Source organism: Micromonospora sp. NPDC047762, from assembly GCF_043204655.1.
Lineage (GTDB): Bacteria > Actinomycetota > Actinomycetes > Mycobacteriales > Micromonosporaceae > Micromonospora.
The window spans coordinates 226,294-244,760 of sequence record NZ_JBIDCQ010000002.1 but is presented as its reverse complement, the minus strand read 5'-3'; the positions used below and the strand labels follow the sequence as shown (position 1 = coordinate 244,760).

The 18,467-nt window shown below is 72.6% G+C and carries 15 protein-coding genes; 7 read left to right on the top strand and 8 right to left on the bottom strand.

The annotated features are described in order from the left end of the window. Positions 1 to 90: 90 nt before the first annotated feature. From ACGF3C_RS06620 to ACGF3C_RS06610, 3 genes are all read right to left on the bottom strand, one after another. Complete coding sequence (locus tag ACGF3C_RS06620; protein WP_393219501.1) at positions 91 to 1,107, bottom strand: ABC transporter permease subunit; 1,017 nt, start codon at positions 1,105 to 1,107, stop codon at positions 91 to 93. Next, positions 1,104 to 2,114, bottom strand: a complete 1,011-nt coding sequence (locus tag ACGF3C_RS06615; protein ID WP_393219498.1) for an ABC transporter ATP-binding protein — start codon at positions 2,112 to 2,114, stop codon at positions 1,104 to 1,106. The genes ACGF3C_RS06620 and ACGF3C_RS06615 overlap by 4 nt, the downstream gene beginning before the upstream one ends. A 121-nt stretch (positions 2,115 to 2,235) precedes the next feature. Beyond that, positions 2,236 to 3,021, bottom strand: coding sequence for a DeoR/GlpR family DNA-binding transcription regulator (locus ACGF3C_RS06610; protein ID WP_091403015.1), 786 nt, complete (start codon positions 3,019 to 3,021; stop codon positions 2,236 to 2,238). A gap of 200 nt (positions 3,022 to 3,221) precedes the next feature. Here ACGF3C_RS06610 and ACGF3C_RS06605 point away from each other — a divergent pair, with 200 nt between their 5' ends. Genes ACGF3C_RS06605 through nagA form a run of 3 tightly spaced genes read left to right on the top strand, consistent with a single transcriptional unit; the run spans position 3,222 to position 6,266 of the window. Continuing rightward, entirely contained in the window at positions 3,222 to 4,151 is a 930-nt protein-coding gene (locus ACGF3C_RS06605; protein WP_357193935.1) for a sugar isomerase, read from the top strand. A 55-nt stretch (positions 4,152 to 4,206) separates the two neighbouring features. Further along, complete coding sequence (locus ACGF3C_RS06600; protein ID WP_393219493.1) at positions 4,207 to 5,160, top strand: ROK family protein; 954 nt, start codon at positions 4,207 to 4,209, stop codon at positions 5,158 to 5,160. Further along, positions 5,157 to 6,266: an N-acetylglucosamine-6-phosphate deacetylase gene (nagA, locus tag ACGF3C_RS06595; protein WP_393219490.1), complete on the top strand. Its 1,110-nt coding sequence runs from the start codon at positions 5,157 to 5,159 to the stop codon at positions 6,264 to 6,266. Before ACGF3C_RS06600 ends, nagA begins: the two co-directional genes overlap by 4 nt. 26 nt (positions 6,267 to 6,292) lie before the next feature. Here nagA and ACGF3C_RS06590 read toward each other — a convergent pair whose 3' ends face one another. Continuing rightward, the gene (locus tag ACGF3C_RS06590) at positions 6,293 to 7,504 is read right to left on the bottom strand and encodes a DUF4032 domain-containing protein (RefSeq protein ID WP_393219487.1); all 1,212 of its coding nucleotides are present in this window, start codon (positions 7,502 to 7,504) and stop codon (positions 6,293 to 6,295) included. A 132-nt stretch (positions 7,505 to 7,636) separates the two neighbouring features. Between ACGF3C_RS06590 and ACGF3C_RS06585 the strand changes: the two genes are divergently transcribed. Continuing rightward, positions 7,637 to 8,374, top strand: coding sequence for a phosphatase PAP2 family protein (locus ACGF3C_RS06585; RefSeq protein ID WP_355006084.1), 738 nt, complete (start codon positions 7,637 to 7,639; stop codon positions 8,372 to 8,374). Positions 8,375 to 8,384: 10 nt separating this feature from the next. Then, on the top strand, positions 8,385 to 9,620 hold the full coding sequence (locus ACGF3C_RS06580) for an APC family permease (RefSeq protein WP_393219484.1): 1,236 nt from the start codon (positions 8,385 to 8,387) through the stop codon (positions 9,618 to 9,620). A 19-nt stretch (positions 9,621 to 9,639) separates the two neighbouring features. On the opposite strand, the gene ACGF3C_RS06575 is transcribed toward ACGF3C_RS06580, so the two are convergent. Genes ACGF3C_RS06575 through ACGF3C_RS06560 form a run of 4 tightly spaced genes read right to left on the bottom strand, consistent with a single transcriptional unit; the run spans position 9,640 to position 16,315 of the window. Next, a complete protein-coding gene (locus ACGF3C_RS06575) occupies positions 9,640 to 10,425 on the bottom strand; it encodes an ABC transporter permease (RefSeq protein ID WP_393219481.1) in 786 nt (261 codons plus the stop codon). After that, on the bottom strand, positions 10,422 to 11,411 hold the full coding sequence (locus ACGF3C_RS06570; RefSeq protein WP_393219478.1) for an ATP-binding cassette domain-containing protein: 990 nt from the start codon (positions 11,409 to 11,411) through the stop codon (positions 10,422 to 10,424). Before ACGF3C_RS06570 ends, ACGF3C_RS06575 begins: the two co-directional genes overlap by 4 nt. A gap of 30 nt (positions 11,412 to 11,441) precedes the next feature. Further along, a complete protein-coding gene (locus ACGF3C_RS06565) occupies positions 11,442 to 14,294 on the bottom strand; it encodes a BTAD domain-containing putative transcriptional regulator (RefSeq protein WP_393219475.1) in 2,853 nt (950 codons plus the stop codon). A 50-nt stretch (positions 14,295 to 14,344) separates the two neighbouring features. Then, on the bottom strand, positions 14,345 to 16,315 hold the full coding sequence (locus ACGF3C_RS06560) for a potassium channel family protein (protein ID WP_393219472.1): 1,971 nt from the start codon (positions 16,313 to 16,315) through the stop codon (positions 14,345 to 14,347). A gap of 95 nt (positions 16,316 to 16,410) precedes the next feature. Between ACGF3C_RS06560 and ACGF3C_RS06555 the strand changes: the two genes are divergently transcribed. Together ACGF3C_RS06555 and ACGF3C_RS06550 are read left to right on the top strand one after the other, a co-directional pair. Then, positions 16,411 to 16,899 (top strand): MSMEG_6728 family protein, encoded by a 489-nt coding sequence (locus ACGF3C_RS06555; protein ID WP_393219469.1) that lies wholly within the window; start codon positions 16,411 to 16,413, stop codon positions 16,897 to 16,899. Between the two features lie 24 nt (positions 16,900 to 16,923). Further along, complete coding sequence (locus ACGF3C_RS06550; protein ID WP_393219466.1) at positions 16,924 to 18,453, top strand: FAD-dependent oxidoreductase; 1,530 nt, start codon at positions 16,924 to 16,926, stop codon at positions 18,451 to 18,453. Positions 18,454 to 18,467: the final 14 nt, after the last annotated feature.

Below are 18,467 nucleotides of genomic sequence, written 5' to 3'. Positions count from 1 at the left end.
GCGACCAGGGACGCAGCAGGCGGCGCGGCCGGTCCGTACCGCCGGGAACCCCGACGGCCGGGCCGGCCGCGCCGCGTCACTTCGGTCCGGTCAGGTGATGTCGCGGCGGCGCATCGTCCAGAGCGCCGCCCCGAGGATCACCACCACCGAGACCGAGAGCAGAACCGAGGACTGCTGCCAGGTGATGTCCATGGTGGCCGGATTGCACTCCCCGTAGTAGGTCGCGTTGCAGGAGTTCCAGTCCTGCAGCGTGACCGTCTTCGTCATCCAGGCCAGGATGTACGTGGGCAGCAGCCAGGCCTCGGCGAACCGCACGCCCGCCATTCCCAGCAGGATGCCCAGACCGAACTGGCCGACGACCATCACCGCCACCACGCCACCGAGGGCCATCGCGGTGTGCCGTCCCAACGAGGCGAGGGCGAAACCGATGGTGGTGAGCACCAGCACCAGCGCCACTCCGCGCAGACTGGTGAGCAGGAACGACTGCCAGACCCCGGAGGTCATCTTCTCGGTGCTGCCCCGGAACGTGGCGACCGCCCAGAACCCGGCGAACCACAGCACCGCGGCCGGGAGCGTCACCGCGAGGATGCCGGTGAGCAGCGCAGCCAGCTTGGTGAGCAGTACGGTGAGCCGCTTCGGCCGCCAGAGCAGCAGGTTCATCATGCCGCCGGTGCTCCACTCGGCCCCGACGAAGGACGCGCCGATGACGAACCCGACCAGGGCGAGGATCGCCGCGAACGGGATCAACGTCTCGTCGAACGTCTTCTTGAAGTCGAACGTCGACGGCAGGAACCAGTCGGCCTGGATCTGGTCCCGGGACGGGGCGGTGATCACCGAGCAGTCGTCCGGGTAGCGGCCGTCAGTCGCCGTACCGGCCGTCTTGGCCTTCTCGCACTCCGCGCGCTCCTGCTCGCTCCAGCGCACCTGCTCCTGGTACTGCTGGTCGGCCTGACGTTCGGCCTTGGCGAGCTGAGCGGCGTCGATCTTCTGGTTGGTGAAGAACACCCCGACCACCACCGCGACCAGCACCAGCAGGCCGAGCAGCGTCGAGTAGCGGGTGAAGCGCCGCTTGGTGAGCCGGCGCAGCTCCGTACGAAAGAGGCTCACGCGCCCCACCCTCCCCCGGCGGGACCGGGCTGACCCGTCCCGCCAACCTTCGTGGACTCGTCGACCTGCCGGTGCTGACCGGGTACCGGCGCGGTGGCGGTCAGTTCGAGGAAGACGCTCTCCAGATCGACGGCGATCGGCGCCATCTCGCTGACGTAGAGGTTCTTCTCGGCGAGCAGCCGCGTCACCGAAGCCGGCTTGTCGACGCCGGTCAGCATCAGGTGGTCCGGGTGACCGGTGACCCGGATTCCCGCCTGGGTGAGCGCCTCGGTGGCGACCGGCAGGTCGCTGACCGCCTCCAGCCGGATCCGGACCGCGCCGGACGAGTGCTGCGCGAGCACCTCGTCGACGGGACCGAACGCGACCCGCCGGCCCAGCGAGATGATGGTGACCGAGTCGCAGATCAGCTGGATCTCACCGAGGATGTGGCTGGACAGCACCACTGTCATTCCGGACTCGGCGAGGGTGCGCATCAGCGTGCGCATCTCCCGGATGCCGCCCGGGTCTAGGCCGTTGGCCGGCTCGTCGAGGATGAGCAGCTTCGGGTTCTTCAGCAGGGCCGAGGCCACGGCGAGCCGCTGCTTCATGCCCAACGAGTACGTCTTGACCCGCTCGCCGGCCCGGTCGCGCAGCCCGACGAGTTCCAGGACCTCGTCGACGCGGACGGCCGGCACCTCGCCCGCACCGGCGAGCAGGGACAGCGTGTCCCGGGCCGTGAAGTGCGGGAAGAACTGCGGGCTCTCCACTATCGCGCCGACCTGGCCGGCGACCGCGGGCAGCGCGTCGGGAACCTCGTGCCCGAGCAGCGCCATCCGGCCGCCGTCGGGTCGGATCAGGCCGAGCAGGGTACGCAGCGTGGTGGTCTTGCCGGACCCGTTGGGACCCAGGAAGCCGTGCACCTGCCCCGCGTCGACCCGCATGTCGAAGCCGTCGAGCGCGTTGCGGGTGCCGCGTCGACGACTCTTGTACGTCTTACGTAGACCTTCGATCTCCAGGACAGCTGGCAAGCTGCACCTCCCCCGATGGGTGGGCGTGACAGCCGACACCATACGCGGTATGCAGGAGCGCGCAATACGCGGTATGCATCGACGCGCCGATCGGGCTAATTCATCGACGGAGCGTGACCCCTCAGGCGCAGATGACCTGTACGCCGGCAGCGCGGAACGCGTCCACCACCTCCGGCGCGGCACCGGAGTCGGTCACCAGCGTCTCCACCCGCTCGACCGGGCAGATCCGGGCGAAGGCGTGACCGCCCAGCTTGGACGAGTCCGCGATGATCACCACGCGCTTGGCGCGGGCCACCATCAGGTTGTTCATCGCCGCCTCCCCCTCGTGGTGGGCGGCGGCGCCGAGCTGCGGGTCGATCGCGTCCACGCCGAGCAGGGCGACGTCCAGGGTGACCTCGCGCAGCAGCGCCCCGCCCAGCGGGCCGACCAGTTCGAACGACTTCGGCCGCACCACGCCGCCGGCCACCACTACCTTCATCCGGGACCGGACCAGCAGCTCGTTGGCGATGTTCAGGGCGTTCGTCACCACGGTGAGCTGGGCACCCTCGGCGCTGGTGTTCAGATCCGGTCGGACGGCGAGCGCCCTCGCCACCTCGGTGCTGGTGGTGCCGCCGTTCAGGCCGACCACGGTGCCCGGCGTGACGAGCGCGGCGGCGGCGGCCCCGATCCGCTGCTTCTCGGCCGAGTGCTTGGCCGTCTTGTAGCGCAGCGGCAGGTCGTACGACACGCCGTTGGCGACCGCGCCGCCCCGGGTCCTCGTGATCATTTGTTGCTGCGCGAGCTGGTCGAAGTCACGCCGGATGGTGGCCTGGGAGACGTCCAGCCGCTCGGCTGCCGCCTCGACGCTGACCCGGCCGTTGTCGGTCAGCATTTCGAGCAGGGCGTTCCATCTGGCGTACCGGTCCACCGCGGGGGCCCTCCCAGCAACTGCACGGACGGTGATTGATTGCGTGCACACTAGTGCGCGAAACTAGGCTTGCGCAAAAGACTGACCTGCGCGATCGGCCGGCCGGTTGCCATGGTCACCCGCGTTCGCGCAGAATAACGCGCGAAATGCGGGTCTAACGAGCCGTATTGCGCACCGATCGGCCCTGCGAGGAGTTTCCCATGGCGTACGTGGACGCGGAGATCGCGAGCCAACCCGACTGCTGGCGGGAGGCGGCCCGGCTGGCCGAGGTCGTGCGCGGTGACCTGCCGCGCCCCGGGGAGCGGGTCGCCGTCGTCGGTTGCGGCACGTCGTGGTTCATGGCGATGGCGTACGCGGCCCGCCGCGAGCAGGCCGGCCAGGGTGAGACCGACGCGTTCCAGGCGTCCGAGTTCCCCGCCGGCCGCCGCTACGACCGGCTGATCGCGATCACCCGTTCCGGCACCACCACCGAGGTGCTGGAGCTGCTCGCCGCGCTGCGCGGACAGACACCCACCACAGTGATCGTCGGCGACCCCGCGTCCCCAGCGGTCGAGCTGGCCACCGCCACCGTCGCCCTGCCCTTCGCCGACGAACGGTCGGTCGTGCAGACCCGCTTCGCGACCACCGCGCTGGCCCTGCTCCGGGCCCAGCTCGGCGACCCGGTGACAGCGCTCGCCGCCGACGCCGAGGTGGCGGTGCGATCACCGCTGCCGATCGACCCGGCCACCATCGAGCAGGTCACCTTCCTCGGTCGGGGATGGACGGTCGGGCTGGCCCAGGAGGCGGCGCTGAAGTGCCGCGAGGCGGCCACCTTCTGGGCCGAGGCGTACCCGGCGATGGACTACCGGCACGGTCCCATCTCGGTCGCCGCGCCGGGCCGGCTGGTCTGGGCGTTCGGTGAGCTGCCCGACGGGCTGCCCGAGGATGTGGCGGCCACCGGCGCGGCCTTCGTGCACAGCCGCACGCACGGCTGGCGCACGGTGCTGGGCAGTTGGTCTGCCGGCCGTACCCCGGTCGACCCGATGGCCGACCTGATCCTGGCCCAACGCTTCGCTGTCGCGCTGGCCACCAGCCGGGGCCTCGACCCGGACGCGCCCCGCCACCTGACCCGGTCCGTGGTGTTGGCGTGAGCGCGAGGAGTGAGCCGGGGTTGCGAGCCCCGCAGCCGCGAACCGAGGTGGCATCGTGAGCGACGACCGCGTGGTCGTTGCGCTCGACGTCGGCGGCACCGGCATGAAATGCGCCCTGGTCCGACCGGACGGCGTCGTGGTGAGCACCGAACGGCACCCCACCGACGCCGCACGCGGCCCGGCCGCCGTGGTCGGCACCATCCTGGACGTGGCCGGTGGGCTTGCCGACAAGGCCCGCGCCGACGGGCTCACCCCGATCGCGGTGGGCATCGCCGTGCCCGGGGTGGTGGACGAGGCACGCGGCGTCGCGGTCTGGTCGGCGAACGTGGGCTTCCGGGACGTACCCCTGCGGGACCTGACCGTGCAGCGGCTCGGCCTGCCGACGGCGCTCGGCCACGACGTGCGTGCCGGTGGTCTCGCCGAGGCCCGGCTCGGCGCCGGACGCGGCACCGGGCACGTGCTGTTCGTGGCCATCGGTACCGGCATCGCCGCCGCGCACGTCGTCGACGGCACGGCCGCGGTGGGGGCCCACGGCGCCGCCGGGGAGATCGGCCACATCCTGGTCCGGCCCGACGGTCCGCGCTGCGGCTGCGGCCGCCCCGGCTGCCTGGAGGCGATCGCGTCGGCCGCCGCGATCGGCCGCCGCTACGCCGAACTCGCCGGCGACACCGCCGACGCCCCGGTGACCGCGGCCGAGGTGGCCGAACGGGCGGCGGCCGGCGAACCGCTCGCCGGCCAGGTCTGGCAGGAGGCGGTCGAGGCGCTCGCCGATGGCCTCGCCAGCGGGCAGGCGCTGTTCGACGTGGCGACGGTAGTGCTCGGCGGCGGCCTGGCCCAGGCCGGGGACCGGCTGCTGACTCCGCTGCGGGCGGCGCTGCACGAACGGATGACCTTCCACCGGGAGCCGCAACTGGTCGCGGCAGCCCTCGGCGACGAGGCCGGTTGCCTCGGTGCCGCCCTGCTCGCCCTGGACGCCGTGGGTGTCCGTGACCATCAGGAGAAGCGATGACCGTACGGGTGAACGGCCGAGTGGTGACCCCGACCGGAGTCGTCCGACAGGGCTGCGTCGAGTGGGACGGTGATCGGATCACAGCGGTGGCCGAGTATCCGTCGGTGCGCGACGGACACTGGATCGTGCCCGGCTTCGTCGACATGCACACGCACGGCGGTGGCGGGCACACCTTCACCACCGGGGACGCCGACGAGGCCCGCGCGGCGGCCGACTTCCACCTCGCCCACGGCACCACCACGCTGCTGGCCAGCCTGGTCAGCTCGCCCTTTCCGCTGATGCGTACGGCCACCGAGGCGTTCGCCCCGTTGGTCGAGGAGGGCGTGTTGGCGGGAGTCCACTTCGAGGGGCCGTACCTGTCGGCCACCCGCTGCGGCGCACAGAACCCGGAGTACCTGCGCGACCCGTCGACCGACGAGCTGACCGAGCTGATCGAGCTGGGCCGGGGCGCGATCCGGATGGTCACCCTCGCCCCGGAGCGCGACGGCGCGCTGGAGGCGATCAAGCTGCTCACCGCGCGGCGGGTGGTGGCGGCGGTGGGTCACACCGACGCCACGTACGAGCAGACCCGCGCCGCGGTCGCCGCCGGCGCCAGCGTCGGCACCCACCTGTTCAACGGCATGCGGCCCGTGCACCACCGTGAGCCGGGGCCGGTGGTGGCCCTGCTCGACGCGCCCACAGTGATCTGCGAACTGGTCGCCGACGGGATCCACCTGCACGACGGCATGCTGACCTTCGTCACCGCGACCGCCGGCCCGGACCGCGCCGCGCTGATCACCGACGCGATGGCCGCCGCCGGCATGCCCGACGGCGAGTACGAACTGGGCGGACAGGCCGTCACCGTCGCTGACGGAGTGGCCCGGCTCGCCCGCGACGGCGCGATCGCCGGCAGCACGCTGACCATGGACGCCGCGCTGCGGCACGCCGTGAACGCAGGAATCCCGATCGCCGACGCCGCACGGATGGTGGCCACCACCCCGGCGCGGGCCATCGGCCTGGGCGACCGGGTCGGGTCCCTCCAGGTGGGCCTCCGCGCCGACCTGGTGGTGCTCGACGACGACCTCAACGTGGTGCGGGTGCTGCGCGCAGGCTCCTGGGTGGAGTGACAGACCGCGGACAACCGGGCTGGGCCCTAGCTGAGGCTGGGGACTTCCACGCCGAGGACGGCCTGCTCGTCGGGGCGGTGCACCAGCACGTCGGACAGGTACGACTGGACCGCGTGGCGCATCCCGACGTCCCGGCCGGCCTGCTCGGAGAGCAGCCACTTGTGCTCGATGATCTGGGCGAACAGTTCCTGCGGCTCCAGCTTCCGACGCAGGTGCGCGGGAACGGCCCGGACCACCGGCTCGAAGACCTCGGTGAGCCAGCGGTGGGCCGCCTGCTGCTCGTCGATCAGGTCGCTCTCGGCACGGTAGGCGTCCAGGTCGTTGAGCAGCTTGCGAGCCTGGTTCTCCTCGGCGTCCAGCCCGGTCAGCCGAAGCAGCCGCCGGGTGTGGTAGCCGGCATCGACGACCTTCGGCCGAACCAGGAAACGCCCACCGTCGATGGTCGACATGGCCACCTCGGCGACGTCGAAGCCCAGCTCGTTGAGGCGGCGGATCCGGCCCTCGATGTCGCGCCGGGCCTCCCGCTCGATCGCCTGCTCATAGGTGATCTCGTGCCAGAGCCGCTCGTAGCGCTGCACGACCTCCTCGCACACCACCTCCGGGTCGATGGACTCGTGCAGCAGGCCAGCGGCCTGCAGGTCCAGCGCCTCACCGAAGATGTTCACCCGGGCGATCTCCAGGTCCTCACCGCGCTGACCGTTGGAGAGCGAGTTGTGCAGGGCGCCTGTCTCCGCGTCCACCAGGTAGGCGGCGAAGGCCCCCGCGTCCCGCCGGAACAGCGTGTTCGACAGCGAGCAGTCGCCCCAGAAGAAGCCGGTCAGGTGCATCCGCACGATCAGGGCGGCGAGCGCGTCGAGCAGTCGGCTCATCGTCTCCGGGCGGAGGGTGTGCGAGAAGAGCGCCCGGTACGGCAGCGAGAACTGCAGGTGCCGGGTGATCAGCACCGATTCGAGCGGCTCCCCGTCCTCGGTCTGCCGGTCGGCGACGACCGCGACCGCCTCGACGGAGGGGAAGTCGATCCGCTCCAGGGCCCGGAGCAGGTCGTACTCCCGCTCGGCGATCCGCTCGCGGGTCTCCTTGAACGCGTACACGTAGTCGCCCAACCGGACGAAACGGACGATGTGCCGGGAGATGCCCTGCGGCAGCGCCACCAGGTGCTGGGCAGGCCACTCCTCCAGCGGTGTCGACCAGGGCAGGTCGAGCAGCGCCGGGTCCACGAGGGCAGACGTGATCCGCACGGGCACAAGCATGACTGGTCGTCCCCCTCATCCGCCTCTGATCGTGGTTGGGCCCACAGCGCCGCGCACCCCGGCCTCGCGCCGGGCCGGTAGCGTGGTCGCGTGCTCAAACCCACAGCGGTACGACGTGACCTGCGGCTACGGCCCGTTCGCCCGGCCGGCTGGTGGTTCGACGCGCTCCTGCTGGTCGGTCTGGTCGGGTTGACTGTGGCGCTCGCCGCCGACCAGCTCTTCGGATTGGACCGGGCGGTCGCCGACTGGGCCGACGGGCACCGGCCGGCCGCCGCGTACTGGGTCGCCCGGGTGCTGAACTTCCTCGGCCAGGGCACCCCGCTGACCCTGATCGGCGTCGGTCTGGGCGTGCTGCTGGCCGTCCGGCTGCGGTCGGTGCGGCCGATCCTGCTGCCGGTGGTCGGGTTCGTGATCACCACCTTCACGATCGGTCCGCTGAAGGTCTGGACCGCGCGGGCGGCACCGAGCGCCAGCGTCAAGGAGCCGTTCCTGGCACCCGAGCAGACCCTGCCGCTGTTCCACGACGACCTGCCGGTGCGGTTCGCCCAGTCCTACCCGTCGGGCCACGTCGCCAACGCCATCGTCTGGTACGGGGTCATCGCGCTGCTGCTCGCCCCACTGGCCCGCACTTTCGGCCGGCAACTCCCGAGCCGGCTCGTCACCGTGATCCGCGTCGTACCGCCGCTGGTCGTCCTCACCACCACCACCTACCTCGGCTGGCACTGGCTGACCGACTCGGTCGCCGGGCTGCTGCTGGGCCTGCTCCTGGACCGGCTGCTGCACCGGGTGCCCTGGGACGATCTGCCGCTCCCCGGCCGGTTACGTGCGTGGGACCGGCCGTTCACCTCGTACCCCTAGGTTCTGATTCGTGGATCAACTGGCGCGGCGGCTGGGCGTACCCGATGCGGTTGTCATCGGGTTGGGCTCGATGCTGGGCGCGGGCGTCTTCGTGGTCTTCGGCCCGGCGGTGGCGGCGGCCGGCGGTGCCGGCCTGCTGCCCGCGCTGGCGCTGGCCGGCTTCGTGGCCTTCTGCAACGCGACCAGTTCGGCGCGGCTGGCGGCCCGGTACCCGGAGTCCGGCGGCACCTACGTCTACGGTCGGGAGCGCCTCGGGCCGTTCGCCGGTTTCCTGGCCGGTTGGGGCTTCGTGGTCGGCAAGACGGCGAGCTGCGCGGCGATGGCGTTGACCGTCGGGGCGTACCTCTGGCCGGGCCAGGCCCGGCCAGTAGCCGTCGGCGCGGTGCTCGCGGTGACCGCTGTGAACCTTCGCGGCATCGGCAAGACCGCCACCGTGACCAGGGCGTTGGTCGCGCTGGTGCTGGCGGTGCTGGCAGTGGTCACCGTCGTCGGCCTGGTCGGTGGGCCGGTGCATCTGGGCCGGCTCGGCGAGCCCGGCGGCTCGGCGCGGGGCGTGCTCACCGCCGCCGGGTTGCTGTTCTTCGCCTTCGCCGGGTACGCCCGGATCGCCACGCTGGGCGAGGAGGTCCGCGACCCGCAGCGGACCATTCCGCGCGCGGTGCCGCTGGCGCTCGGGGTGGTGCTCGTGATCTACCTGGTGCTGGCGGCGGTCACCCTCGGCGTGCTCGGCGCCGACCGGCTGGCCGGATCCGCCGCGCCCCTGGTCGACGTGGTGACCGCCGCCGGGCTGCCCGGCCTGGCGTGGCTGGTCCGCGCCGGGGCCACCATCGCGGTCGTCGGGGTGCTGCTGTCCCTGGTCGCCGGGGTCGGTCGGACCACCCTCGCCATGGCCCGCCGCCGTGATCTGCCCGGTGCGCTGGCCGCGGTGCACCCGGTGCACCAGGTGCCGCACCGCGCCGAACTGGCGGTGGCCGCCGTGGTGACAGTGGTGGTGCTGCTCGGTGACGTACGCGACGCGATCGGCTTCTCCAGCTGCACGGTGCTGGTCTATTACGCGATCACCAACGCGTCTGCGCTCACCCTGGGGCGGGACCCGGACCGGCGGTTGCCGGTCCGGGTGCTCGCCGTTCTCGGGCTGGTCGGGTGCCTGCTGCTCGCTGTCAACCTGCCGCTGAGCAGCGTGATCGCCGGCTTCGGTGTGCTCGGCGTCGGTGCCGCCTTCCACGCCCTGCGGGCCCGCCGCTGACCCTGGGAGACGGTCGGAGTCAGCGGCTCAACCGTTGGTAGCGGCGCACGGCCAGCGGGGCGAACGTCGCGATCAGCAGCACCGGCCACAGCACCGCCAACAGCATCGCGTGCTCCGCCGGCCAGGAGTCACCACCCAGGCCCGGGTTGCCGAACAGTTCGCGGATCGCCGCGACGGTGGCCGACAACGGGTTCCATTCCGAGATCGCCCCGATGACCGGGGGCATCAGCTCGGGCGACACGAAGACGTTGGAGATCGCGGTCAGCGGAAACGCCGCCGGAAAAACGATGACGCCGACGGTGTCCGGGTTGCGGACCAGAAGCGCCAGGTAGATCCCCATCCAGGTGATGGCGACTCGCAGCAGCAGGAGGAGCCCGACGGCGAGCAACGCCCTGCCCACACCCTCGCGCCACTGCCATCCGACGAGCAGGCCACACACCAGGAGGGTGGACATCTCCAGCAGGGCGCGCAGCAGGTCGGCCGCGCTGCGACCGGTCATCAGGGCGGACCGTGCCATCGGCATCGACCGGAACCGGTCGACCACACCCCGGCTGAGGTCCAGCGCCACGCCGGTCGCTGTGGCCCCCAACCCGTAGAGCATCGTCATCACGAAGACCCCGGGCAGCAGGAACTCGCGGTAGTCGCCGCCACCCGGCACCTGCATGCCGCTGCCGAACACGTACCCGAAGACCAGCACGAACATGATCGGCAGCGAGAAGTAGAGGATCAGCTCCTCCGGCGCGCGAACCACGTGGGTCATGTTCCGCCTGGTCATCGTCCAACCGTCGACGATCGCCGTGGTCATGCCATCTCCACAGTTCGTCCGGCCCCGACCGGCTCGCGGGCCTCATCCGGCCGGTGCCCGGTCAGGTGCAGGAATGCCTCGTCCAACGTCGCGCGCCGCAGGCCGATGTCCTCGACAGCGATCCCGGCGTCGTCCAGCGCGCGAACCACGTCGACCAGGCCGGCGACGCGATCGACCACCGGCACGCTGAGCCGTCGAACCTCCGGGTCGAGTTCGGGCTCCGCGCCGCAGATCCGCGCGACGAGGCGGGCCGCCTGGCTCAGCTCGGCCGCGTCGCGGACCACCACCTCGATCCGGTCGCCGCCGGTCATCGCCTTCAGTTGGTCCGGTGATCCCTCGGCCACCACCCGGCCGGCGTCGATCACCGAGATCCGGTCGGCGAGCTGATCGGCCTCCTCCAGGTACTGCGTGGTGAGCAGGAGCGTGGTCCCGTCCGCCACGAGACCTCGGACCAGGTCCCACACCTGGTTGCGGCTGCGCGGGTCCAGGCCGGTCGTCGGCTCGTCCAGGAACAACACCCGCGGCGTACGGATCAGACTGGCGGCGAGGTCCAACCGGCGACGCATCCCACCCGAGTACTCACCGGCGGACCGGCTCGCCGCCTCGTCCAGCCCGAACCGTTCCAGCAGCTCATCGGCGCGTCGGCGGGCCTCCCGTCGGCCGAGCCGGAACAGCCGGCCGAACAGCTCCAGGTTCTGCCGGCCGCTGAGGATCTCGTCGACCGCGGCGTACTGCCCGGTCAGCCCGATCCGGGCGCGCACCTCGTCCGGCTGGCGCAGCACGTCGTACCCGGCCACCGTGGCCCTTCCCGTGTCGAAGCGCAGCAGGGTGGTGAGGATCCGTACGGCAGTCGTCTTGCCCGCGCCGTTCGGTCCCAGCAGTCCGTGGACCGTGCCGGGCGGCACGGTCAGGTCGAACGTGTCGAGCGCCCTGGTCGGGCCGTACCGCTTGCCCAGACCCTCGGCGACCACCTCGAATGTCGTCATGCCCCCACGGTGCGGCCCGACGCTGACCGGTCACGCACCGCCCGCTGACGGCGGCGCACCGGTCTTCTCCGCCTCGGTGATCTCCTTCAGGACGAGAACGATCTCCGCGCGGGCGGCCTCGCCGACGTACCAGCCGGTGAGCCCACCGGCCAACGCCTCCTCGCAGAACCGCCTCGCGGCGGCCAGGTCCCCTCGTACCCGGGCCACCTGGGCGAGGCCGAGCCGTGCGCTGGCCACGAACTCGGGCGCGCCGCTGCCCTGCGCGAGAAGCAGCGAACCGGCGAAGTCGTCCTGCGCCGCCGCGAGGTCACCGGCGCGCAGCCTGATCTCGCCCCGGGTACGCAGCATGTCGGCCTGGTCGACGGCCGACCCGAGCGCCTCGACCAGTCCCATGGCCTCATCCATGTGGGCGCCAGCGGTCTCCGGATCGCCCTGCAAGGCGGCCAGTTCGCCGAGCGCACCGAGCGTGATCATGGTGCCCCACCGGTCCCCGGTGCCGCGGAAGCCGTCGAGCGCTGTGGCCAGCGCGGCCCGGGCGCGGTCACGTTGATCGCTCCACATCAGCGCCGAGCCGCTGCCCATCGCGCCGAGCGCGTTGATCCACGGGTCCGGGCCGACCAGCCGTCGCAGCTCCCCCATCAGCTCGTCGACATCCTCGGCACCGCCGGAGGGCGGTCCCGTCGAGATCCCCGACAGGTACAGCAGGAAGGGCTGTCGCGGCGGCCGGTCGAGGCTGCGGATCACGGACCGCTGCGTCCCGAGCGACGGCAGAGAGCCGGAGCCAGCGAGCGAGGCGTTGTAGACGCAGAGGGCGAACTCCTCGCCCAGCCCCGGCGGCGCCTCGGTGCCGAGCAGTTCGAGGACGTCCGCGGCGAGCCGCGCCCCTTCCCCGCGCATGCCGCGCAGCCACCAGTAGAACGACAGGGCCGCGACCATCCCGGCCGCGCCGGACGCGTCGCCGGCCGCTGTGGCCCGACGCAACGCCGCGTGCAGGTTGTCCCGCTCGGCGTCCAGCAGTCGCAGCCAGTGCAGTTGCTCCGCGCACCGGAGGTGGTCGCTGGCGGTCCAGGCGAACTCCAGGAAGTACGCGGTGTGCGCGCGACGCAGTTCGTCGGCCTCGCCGGCCTCGGCGAGACGCTCGGCGCAGAAGGCCCGCACCGTTTCGAGCATCCGGTACCGGCCGCCCGACATCTCCACGAAGGACTTGTCGACCAGACCGGTGAGCGCGTCGACGAACTCGGCGGTGGGCAGGCCACAGACCCGCTCGGCCGCCTCCAGCGTGGCCCCACCGGCGAAGACTGTCAGCCGTCGGGCCACCTGCCGTTCGGCGTCGTCGAGCAGATCCCAACTCCACTCGACCACGGCCCGCAGGGTGCGGTGTCGCGGCGACGCGGCCCGGTTGCCCGTCGACAACAGCCGGAACCGGTCGTCGAGACGGGCGGCCACCTCGGCGACGGGCAACGCCCGCAGCCGCGCGGCGGCCAACTCGATCGCCAGCGGCAGGCCGTCCAGGCTGCGGCAGATCCGCAGCACCACCTCTACGTTGGTCGGCGTGACGGTGAAGTCGGGCGCGACGTCGGCGGCCCGTTGGGCGAAGAGGCCAACCGCCGCGTAGTCGTCGGCGTCCGGCGCGGACGCGCCGAGCGGTGGCAGGCTGAGCCCGGACAGCGGGCACAGCGCCTCACCGGCCAACCCCAGCGGCTCCCGACTGGTGGCCAGGACGCGCAACGCCGGGCACGCGCTCAGCAACCGGGCCGCCAGCCGGGCCGCGTCGACGAGGACGTGCTCGCAGTTGTCGAGCACCAGCAGCAGTCGCCGCTCGGCCAGCGCCTCGACCAACCGGTCTGTGGTCTGCCAGCCCAGCTCGGCCGGGGCGCGCAGGCCCGCGTCGCGCAGGCCGAGCGCGCTCAGCACCGCCTGCGGAACGTCCGAACCGTCGGCCAGCCCGGCCAACTCGACGAAACGGACCTCCCCGTCGACCCGGCCAGCGGCCTCGATCGCCAGGCGCGTCTTGCCCGCGCCCCCGGGACCGGTGACGGTGACCAGCCGCCGCTCTCCGAGCAGGTCGCCGACGCGCTTGAGCTCCTCCTCGCGCCCGACGAAGGTGGTGAGTTGACTCGGCAGCACCGGTTCGGCCGACCCGCGTTCCGCCCCACGCAGCACCGCCAGATGGACGGCGGCCAGCTCCGCCGACGGGTCGACGCCGAGCTGCTCGGCCAGCGTGTGCCGGGCGTCCTCGAACTCGGCCAGCGCCTCCGCCGGCCGACCCAGTGCCGCCAGGGCACGCATGAGCTGGCCCCGCGAGCGCTCCCGCAGGGGATGCGCGACGACCACCTCCCGCAACTCCGCGATCAGGGCGCTCTGTGCGCCCAGCGCCAGGTCCGCCTCGACCCGATCCTCGATGGCGGCCAACCGCAGCTCGTCCAGCCGGGCCGCCTGGGCGGGCACGCCGGCTGCGCCGATGGCATCGGCCAGGGCGGGACCACGCCACAGCTCCAGCGCCTCGCGCAACGCCGCCGCCGCGCGGGGCCAGTCGCCGTCGACGAGCGCGCGGCGTCCCGCCTCGGCGAGCCGTTCAAAGCGGTACGCGTCGACGTCGTCGGGATCCACCGCCAGGCGGTAACCGGCCGGGTGGAACTCGACCGGGTCGTGCCCGGCGGGCAGGGCCTGGCGCAGTCGCGACACCTGGGACTGGAGCGCGTTGGCCGCACCTCGGGGCGGGTGCTCGCCGTACAGGCCGTCGATCAGTCGGTCGGCGGAGACGACCCGACCCGCGTCGAGCAAAAGCAGCGCCAGCAGGGCACGCAGCCGAGGCCCGCCCACGGGGACCTCTCGCCCGTCGGCCAGCACGACCTGGGTCGGACCCAGGATGCGGAAACGCATGCCATGGATTGTCGCTCAGTGCCGGCCGGTTCCTGCTGCGTCGGGTGCTGTCAGCTCACCTCGCCGGGCCCGTCATGCCGGCGGGTCAGCTCACGTTCGTCAGGTTGAACACCGTTGGTCGTCGAGGGCGTGTCTCCACCCGGAGGGACGGGATGTGCCGCGCCGGCCCCCGGGCCCGTCTGCCCCGGCACGGAGGGAGACGCCACCGCCGGGGTGTGCGCTCCGCCGTGGACCGACCCGGCCGGTCGGGTGACCGGCTCCGGGTGGGCCGGAGGGGCGCACTGGCGCGTCAGCCAGTCCAGCCCGCGCCGCCGGGCGACGACGGTCAGCCGGTCGCCGGCGAAAATCACCTGGCGGGGGTCGAGGTCCTTCCACCAGATCGTCCTGGCGCCGCCGGCCGGGGTGCGGGCGATCAACCGGACCTGCCCGTCCCGGTTGACCGCGTCCAGCGGTCGACCGTCCAGCTCGGAGCCGGCGGCGACCGGCACCTCGGCGACCGGGAGCGCGTGCCGGTCGACCGGGATGGTGCTGATCACGGCGCGTTCGGTGAGCGCCCCGATGAAGGCCGGGGCGGCCAGGTAGGAGACCGAGCGGGACACCCCGAGCGCGAAGGTCTCCTCCACCCGTTCGGCGAAGTCACCGTCGAAGAGCCGCAGCACCACGCGCAGGTCGGCGCGGAGGTCGCGGGCGGCGAGGGCCGCCTCCAGGTTGGCCACGTCGTCGGTGGACGCCACCACCAGCGCCTGGCAGTCGGCCACCGAGGCGGAGGCGAGTGTCTCCGGCAACGCGGCGTCGCCGACGATCAGCGGCACCTCCAGTTGGCGCGCCAGGGCGGCGCCACGCGGCTCCGGATCCTTGTCGATCGCCACCACCTCGACGTCGTACTCGCGTAGCTGCGCCATCACCCGGGTGCCGACGTTGCCCAGACCGATCACCACCACGTGCCCGACCCGCGCGGGTTGCAGGCGGCCGGTGTGCAGGGCCAGTCGGGCGTTGACGATGCCGTCCACCACGACGGCGGTGATCAGTGGGATCAGCGCCAACCCGGCCAGGTTGAGCACCACCTGCATGATCTGGGCATCCGCCGCCTTGGTGGTGTCCGGGTCGGCGCCGCTGAGCGTGGTGACCAGCGTCAGGTACAGCGCCTCCAGCGGAGAGACGTCCTCGGCCCGGGAGATCAGTGCTCCCAGCACCGCGATCAGCGCGAGCACCACCATCACCGCAATGCCGATCTTGCGGGTGGCGAAGCCGCGTACCGCCCCCACCACCACCGAGATCGGACGACGCCGCCGACGCGCCCGGACCAACCGGCGGGCGGCGACCTCGGTGCCCGGCGGCTGACCGGTCGCCTCGGCCAGCACCAGGTCGGCGCCAGCCTGCTGGGCCGGCAGCAGCTCCACCCCCCGCGCCTCGCTCAGGTGCGCCAACGCGCAGACCACGTCCTGCGGTCGGACGTCGGCCCGACGCGCCACCCGCAGCGTCTTGTCCCGGTGTTGGAAGGAACTCGGGTCGACCTCGTTGAGCGCGGCGGCCACGAAGGCCGGCGCGGCCATCTCGGCGTCGGAGAGCACCTCGACCGGCGCCTTGAGCAGCTTGCGCACGCCGTCGGCGAGGGTGCCGTTGAACATCCGCAGCACCTGGCGGACCCGCTGGTCGACGGCCTGCGCGCAGAGCGCGGCGTGCAGGTTGCCCACGTCGTCCTGGTGCAACAGGGCCAGCCCGGTCGCGCCGGCCAGGCCGGCGGCCTCGAAGGTGGCCACGTCAAGCCGGTCCGAGCGGACCACCCGGACCCCGCGCAGCCCGGCCACGTCCGGCCCGTTGCTGCGGTAACGCTCCGGCACCACGACTGTCACCCGGGCCCCACCGACCGGCAGCTCGGATTCGAGCATCGCCCGGGCCACGTAGTAGGCGAGCGCGTCCTTGCCACAGATCACGTAGTGCGGGCGCGGATCACCGACGGACCTCAGTCGCCAGTTCCACTCGACCGCCCGTCGCGCCCGGTCCCGCCACGGCTCCGCCATGCCCGGATCGTAATCAGCACGGCCACCCTGGGCGACCCCGTCCGGATCATCCCGGGGCCAGGTATGTCCGCCCCGGCGACGGGTAGAGCAGCGGCATGCAGACGTTCCTCCCGTACCCGGGCTTCCTGGCCAGCGCCCGCACGCTGGACCAGAAGCGGCTCGGCAAGCAGCGGGTGGAGGCCATCCAGGTGCTGCGCGGGCTCACCCGACCCGGGTACGGCTGGCGCAACCACCCGGCCGTGAAGATGTGGGCCGGGTATGAGGAGGCGCTCGTCCGCTACGGCCTCGACATGTGCGCGGTCTGGACCGAACCGGGGCGGGCCGACACCTGCGCCACCACGATGACCGTCGACCTCGCCGACGCCTGCGGGGCCGGCGTCGTACGCACCCAGGACGAGCTGGCCCGAGCGGGTGAGCTGCCACCGTGGCTGGGCCGCGACGACCTGCACCTGAGTCACCGCTCGTCGCTGCTGCGCAAGGACCCGGCGCACTACCGCCCGCTGTTCGGCGACGACGTGCCGGAGGACCTGGAGTACGTCTGGCCGGCCTCCGACCGTCCCCGCCGTTGCTTGCCAGCCGACTGAGCCGAGGTGGGGCAGACTGGGCCCATGGCGCTGTCGCAAGTGGTAGGTCGGCTGATCGGCGTACGGCAGCACCAGGTGGACCCGGGCGGCGGTGGCGCCAACCGGGTGCCGCGACCGACCACGGCGCTGGTGGTGGGTGGCGGCATCGCCGGGATGTCGGCGGCGGTGGTGCTGGCCGAGCGGGGTGTGGCGGTCACGGTGATGGAGGCGGCACCCACCCTCGGTGGTCGGCTGGGCGCCTGGCCGGAGGCGCTCGCCGACGGCAGTCAGCAGAACGAGCACGGCTTCCACGCGTTCTTCCGGCAGTACTACAACTGGCGGTCCATCCTCCGCCGGATCGACAGTGACCTGGGTTTCCTCAAGCCGATTCCGGGCTACCCGATTCTCAGCGAGCAGTGGCCGACCGAGGAGTTCGGCAGGTTGCCGCCCGCGCCACCGGCGAACCTGCTGGCGCTGCTGCTGCGCAGCCCCAGCCTGCGCCTGGCCGACCTGCGACTGATGGACCGGGACGCGGCGCTGCCGCTGCTCACCTACGACCCGGTGCGCACCTACGCGGACCTGGACGACACCACAGCCGACGAGTTGCTGGCGTCGCTGCGACTACCGGACCGGGCTCGGGCGATGCTGTTCGAGGTCTTCTCGCACTCGTTCTTCAACCATGAGGCGGAGATGTCGGCCGCCGAGATGGTCGCCCAGTTCCACTTCTATCTGCTCGGGAACCCGGAGGGGCTGGCCTTCGACTGCCCCGACGAGGACTACGCCACGGCGATCTGGGAGCCGCTGACCCGGCACGTGGAGAAGCGCGGTGGCCGGGTCCTGACCGGCTGCGCCGCGACCGGGGTGCACCGCGACGCCGAGGGGTGGCGGGTGACGACCACCGACGGCGGCAGCCATCCGGCGGGTCACGTCGTGCTCGCCGTCGACCCGCCGGCGCTCGCCGCGCTGGTGGCGGCCTCCCCGGACCTGGCCGAGCAGGCCCCCGAGCTGGCGGCACGGATGCCGGCCTTCGGCACCCCCGGCCCGCCGTACGCGGTGGCGCGGTACTGGTGTGACGGGGACGTGGCCGCCGAGCGGGCGGTGTTCAGCGGCGTGTCCCGTCAGCCCACTCTGGACTCGGTGACGCTCTACCACCGGCTGGAGAACGAGTCGCGGCGCTGGGCGCAGCAGACCGGCGGCTCCGTCGTCGAGCTGCACGCGTACGCCTGCGAGCCCGGCGTGCCGGCCGAGGAACTGGCCGAGCGGATGCGCCGCGAGCTGGTCGCGCTCTGGCCGGAGGCCGGCGAGCTGCGGGTCCGCGAGCTGCGGGCCCGGGTGGAGGCGCAGGCGCCGGCTTTCACGCCGGGCAGCCACGCCTGGCGACCGGGGGTACGCACCGACGCGACCGGCCTCTACCTGGCCGGCGACGGCATCGCCACGGACTTCCCGAGCGCGTTGATGGAACGCTCGGCCGCGACCGGGATCATCGCCGCGAACCACATCCTGCGCGCCGAGGGTGGTGCGGCCGAGCCGGTGCTCTCGATCCGACCGCGTGGCCTGCTGGCCCGGAAGCCCTGACCCTGGTGGAGAAC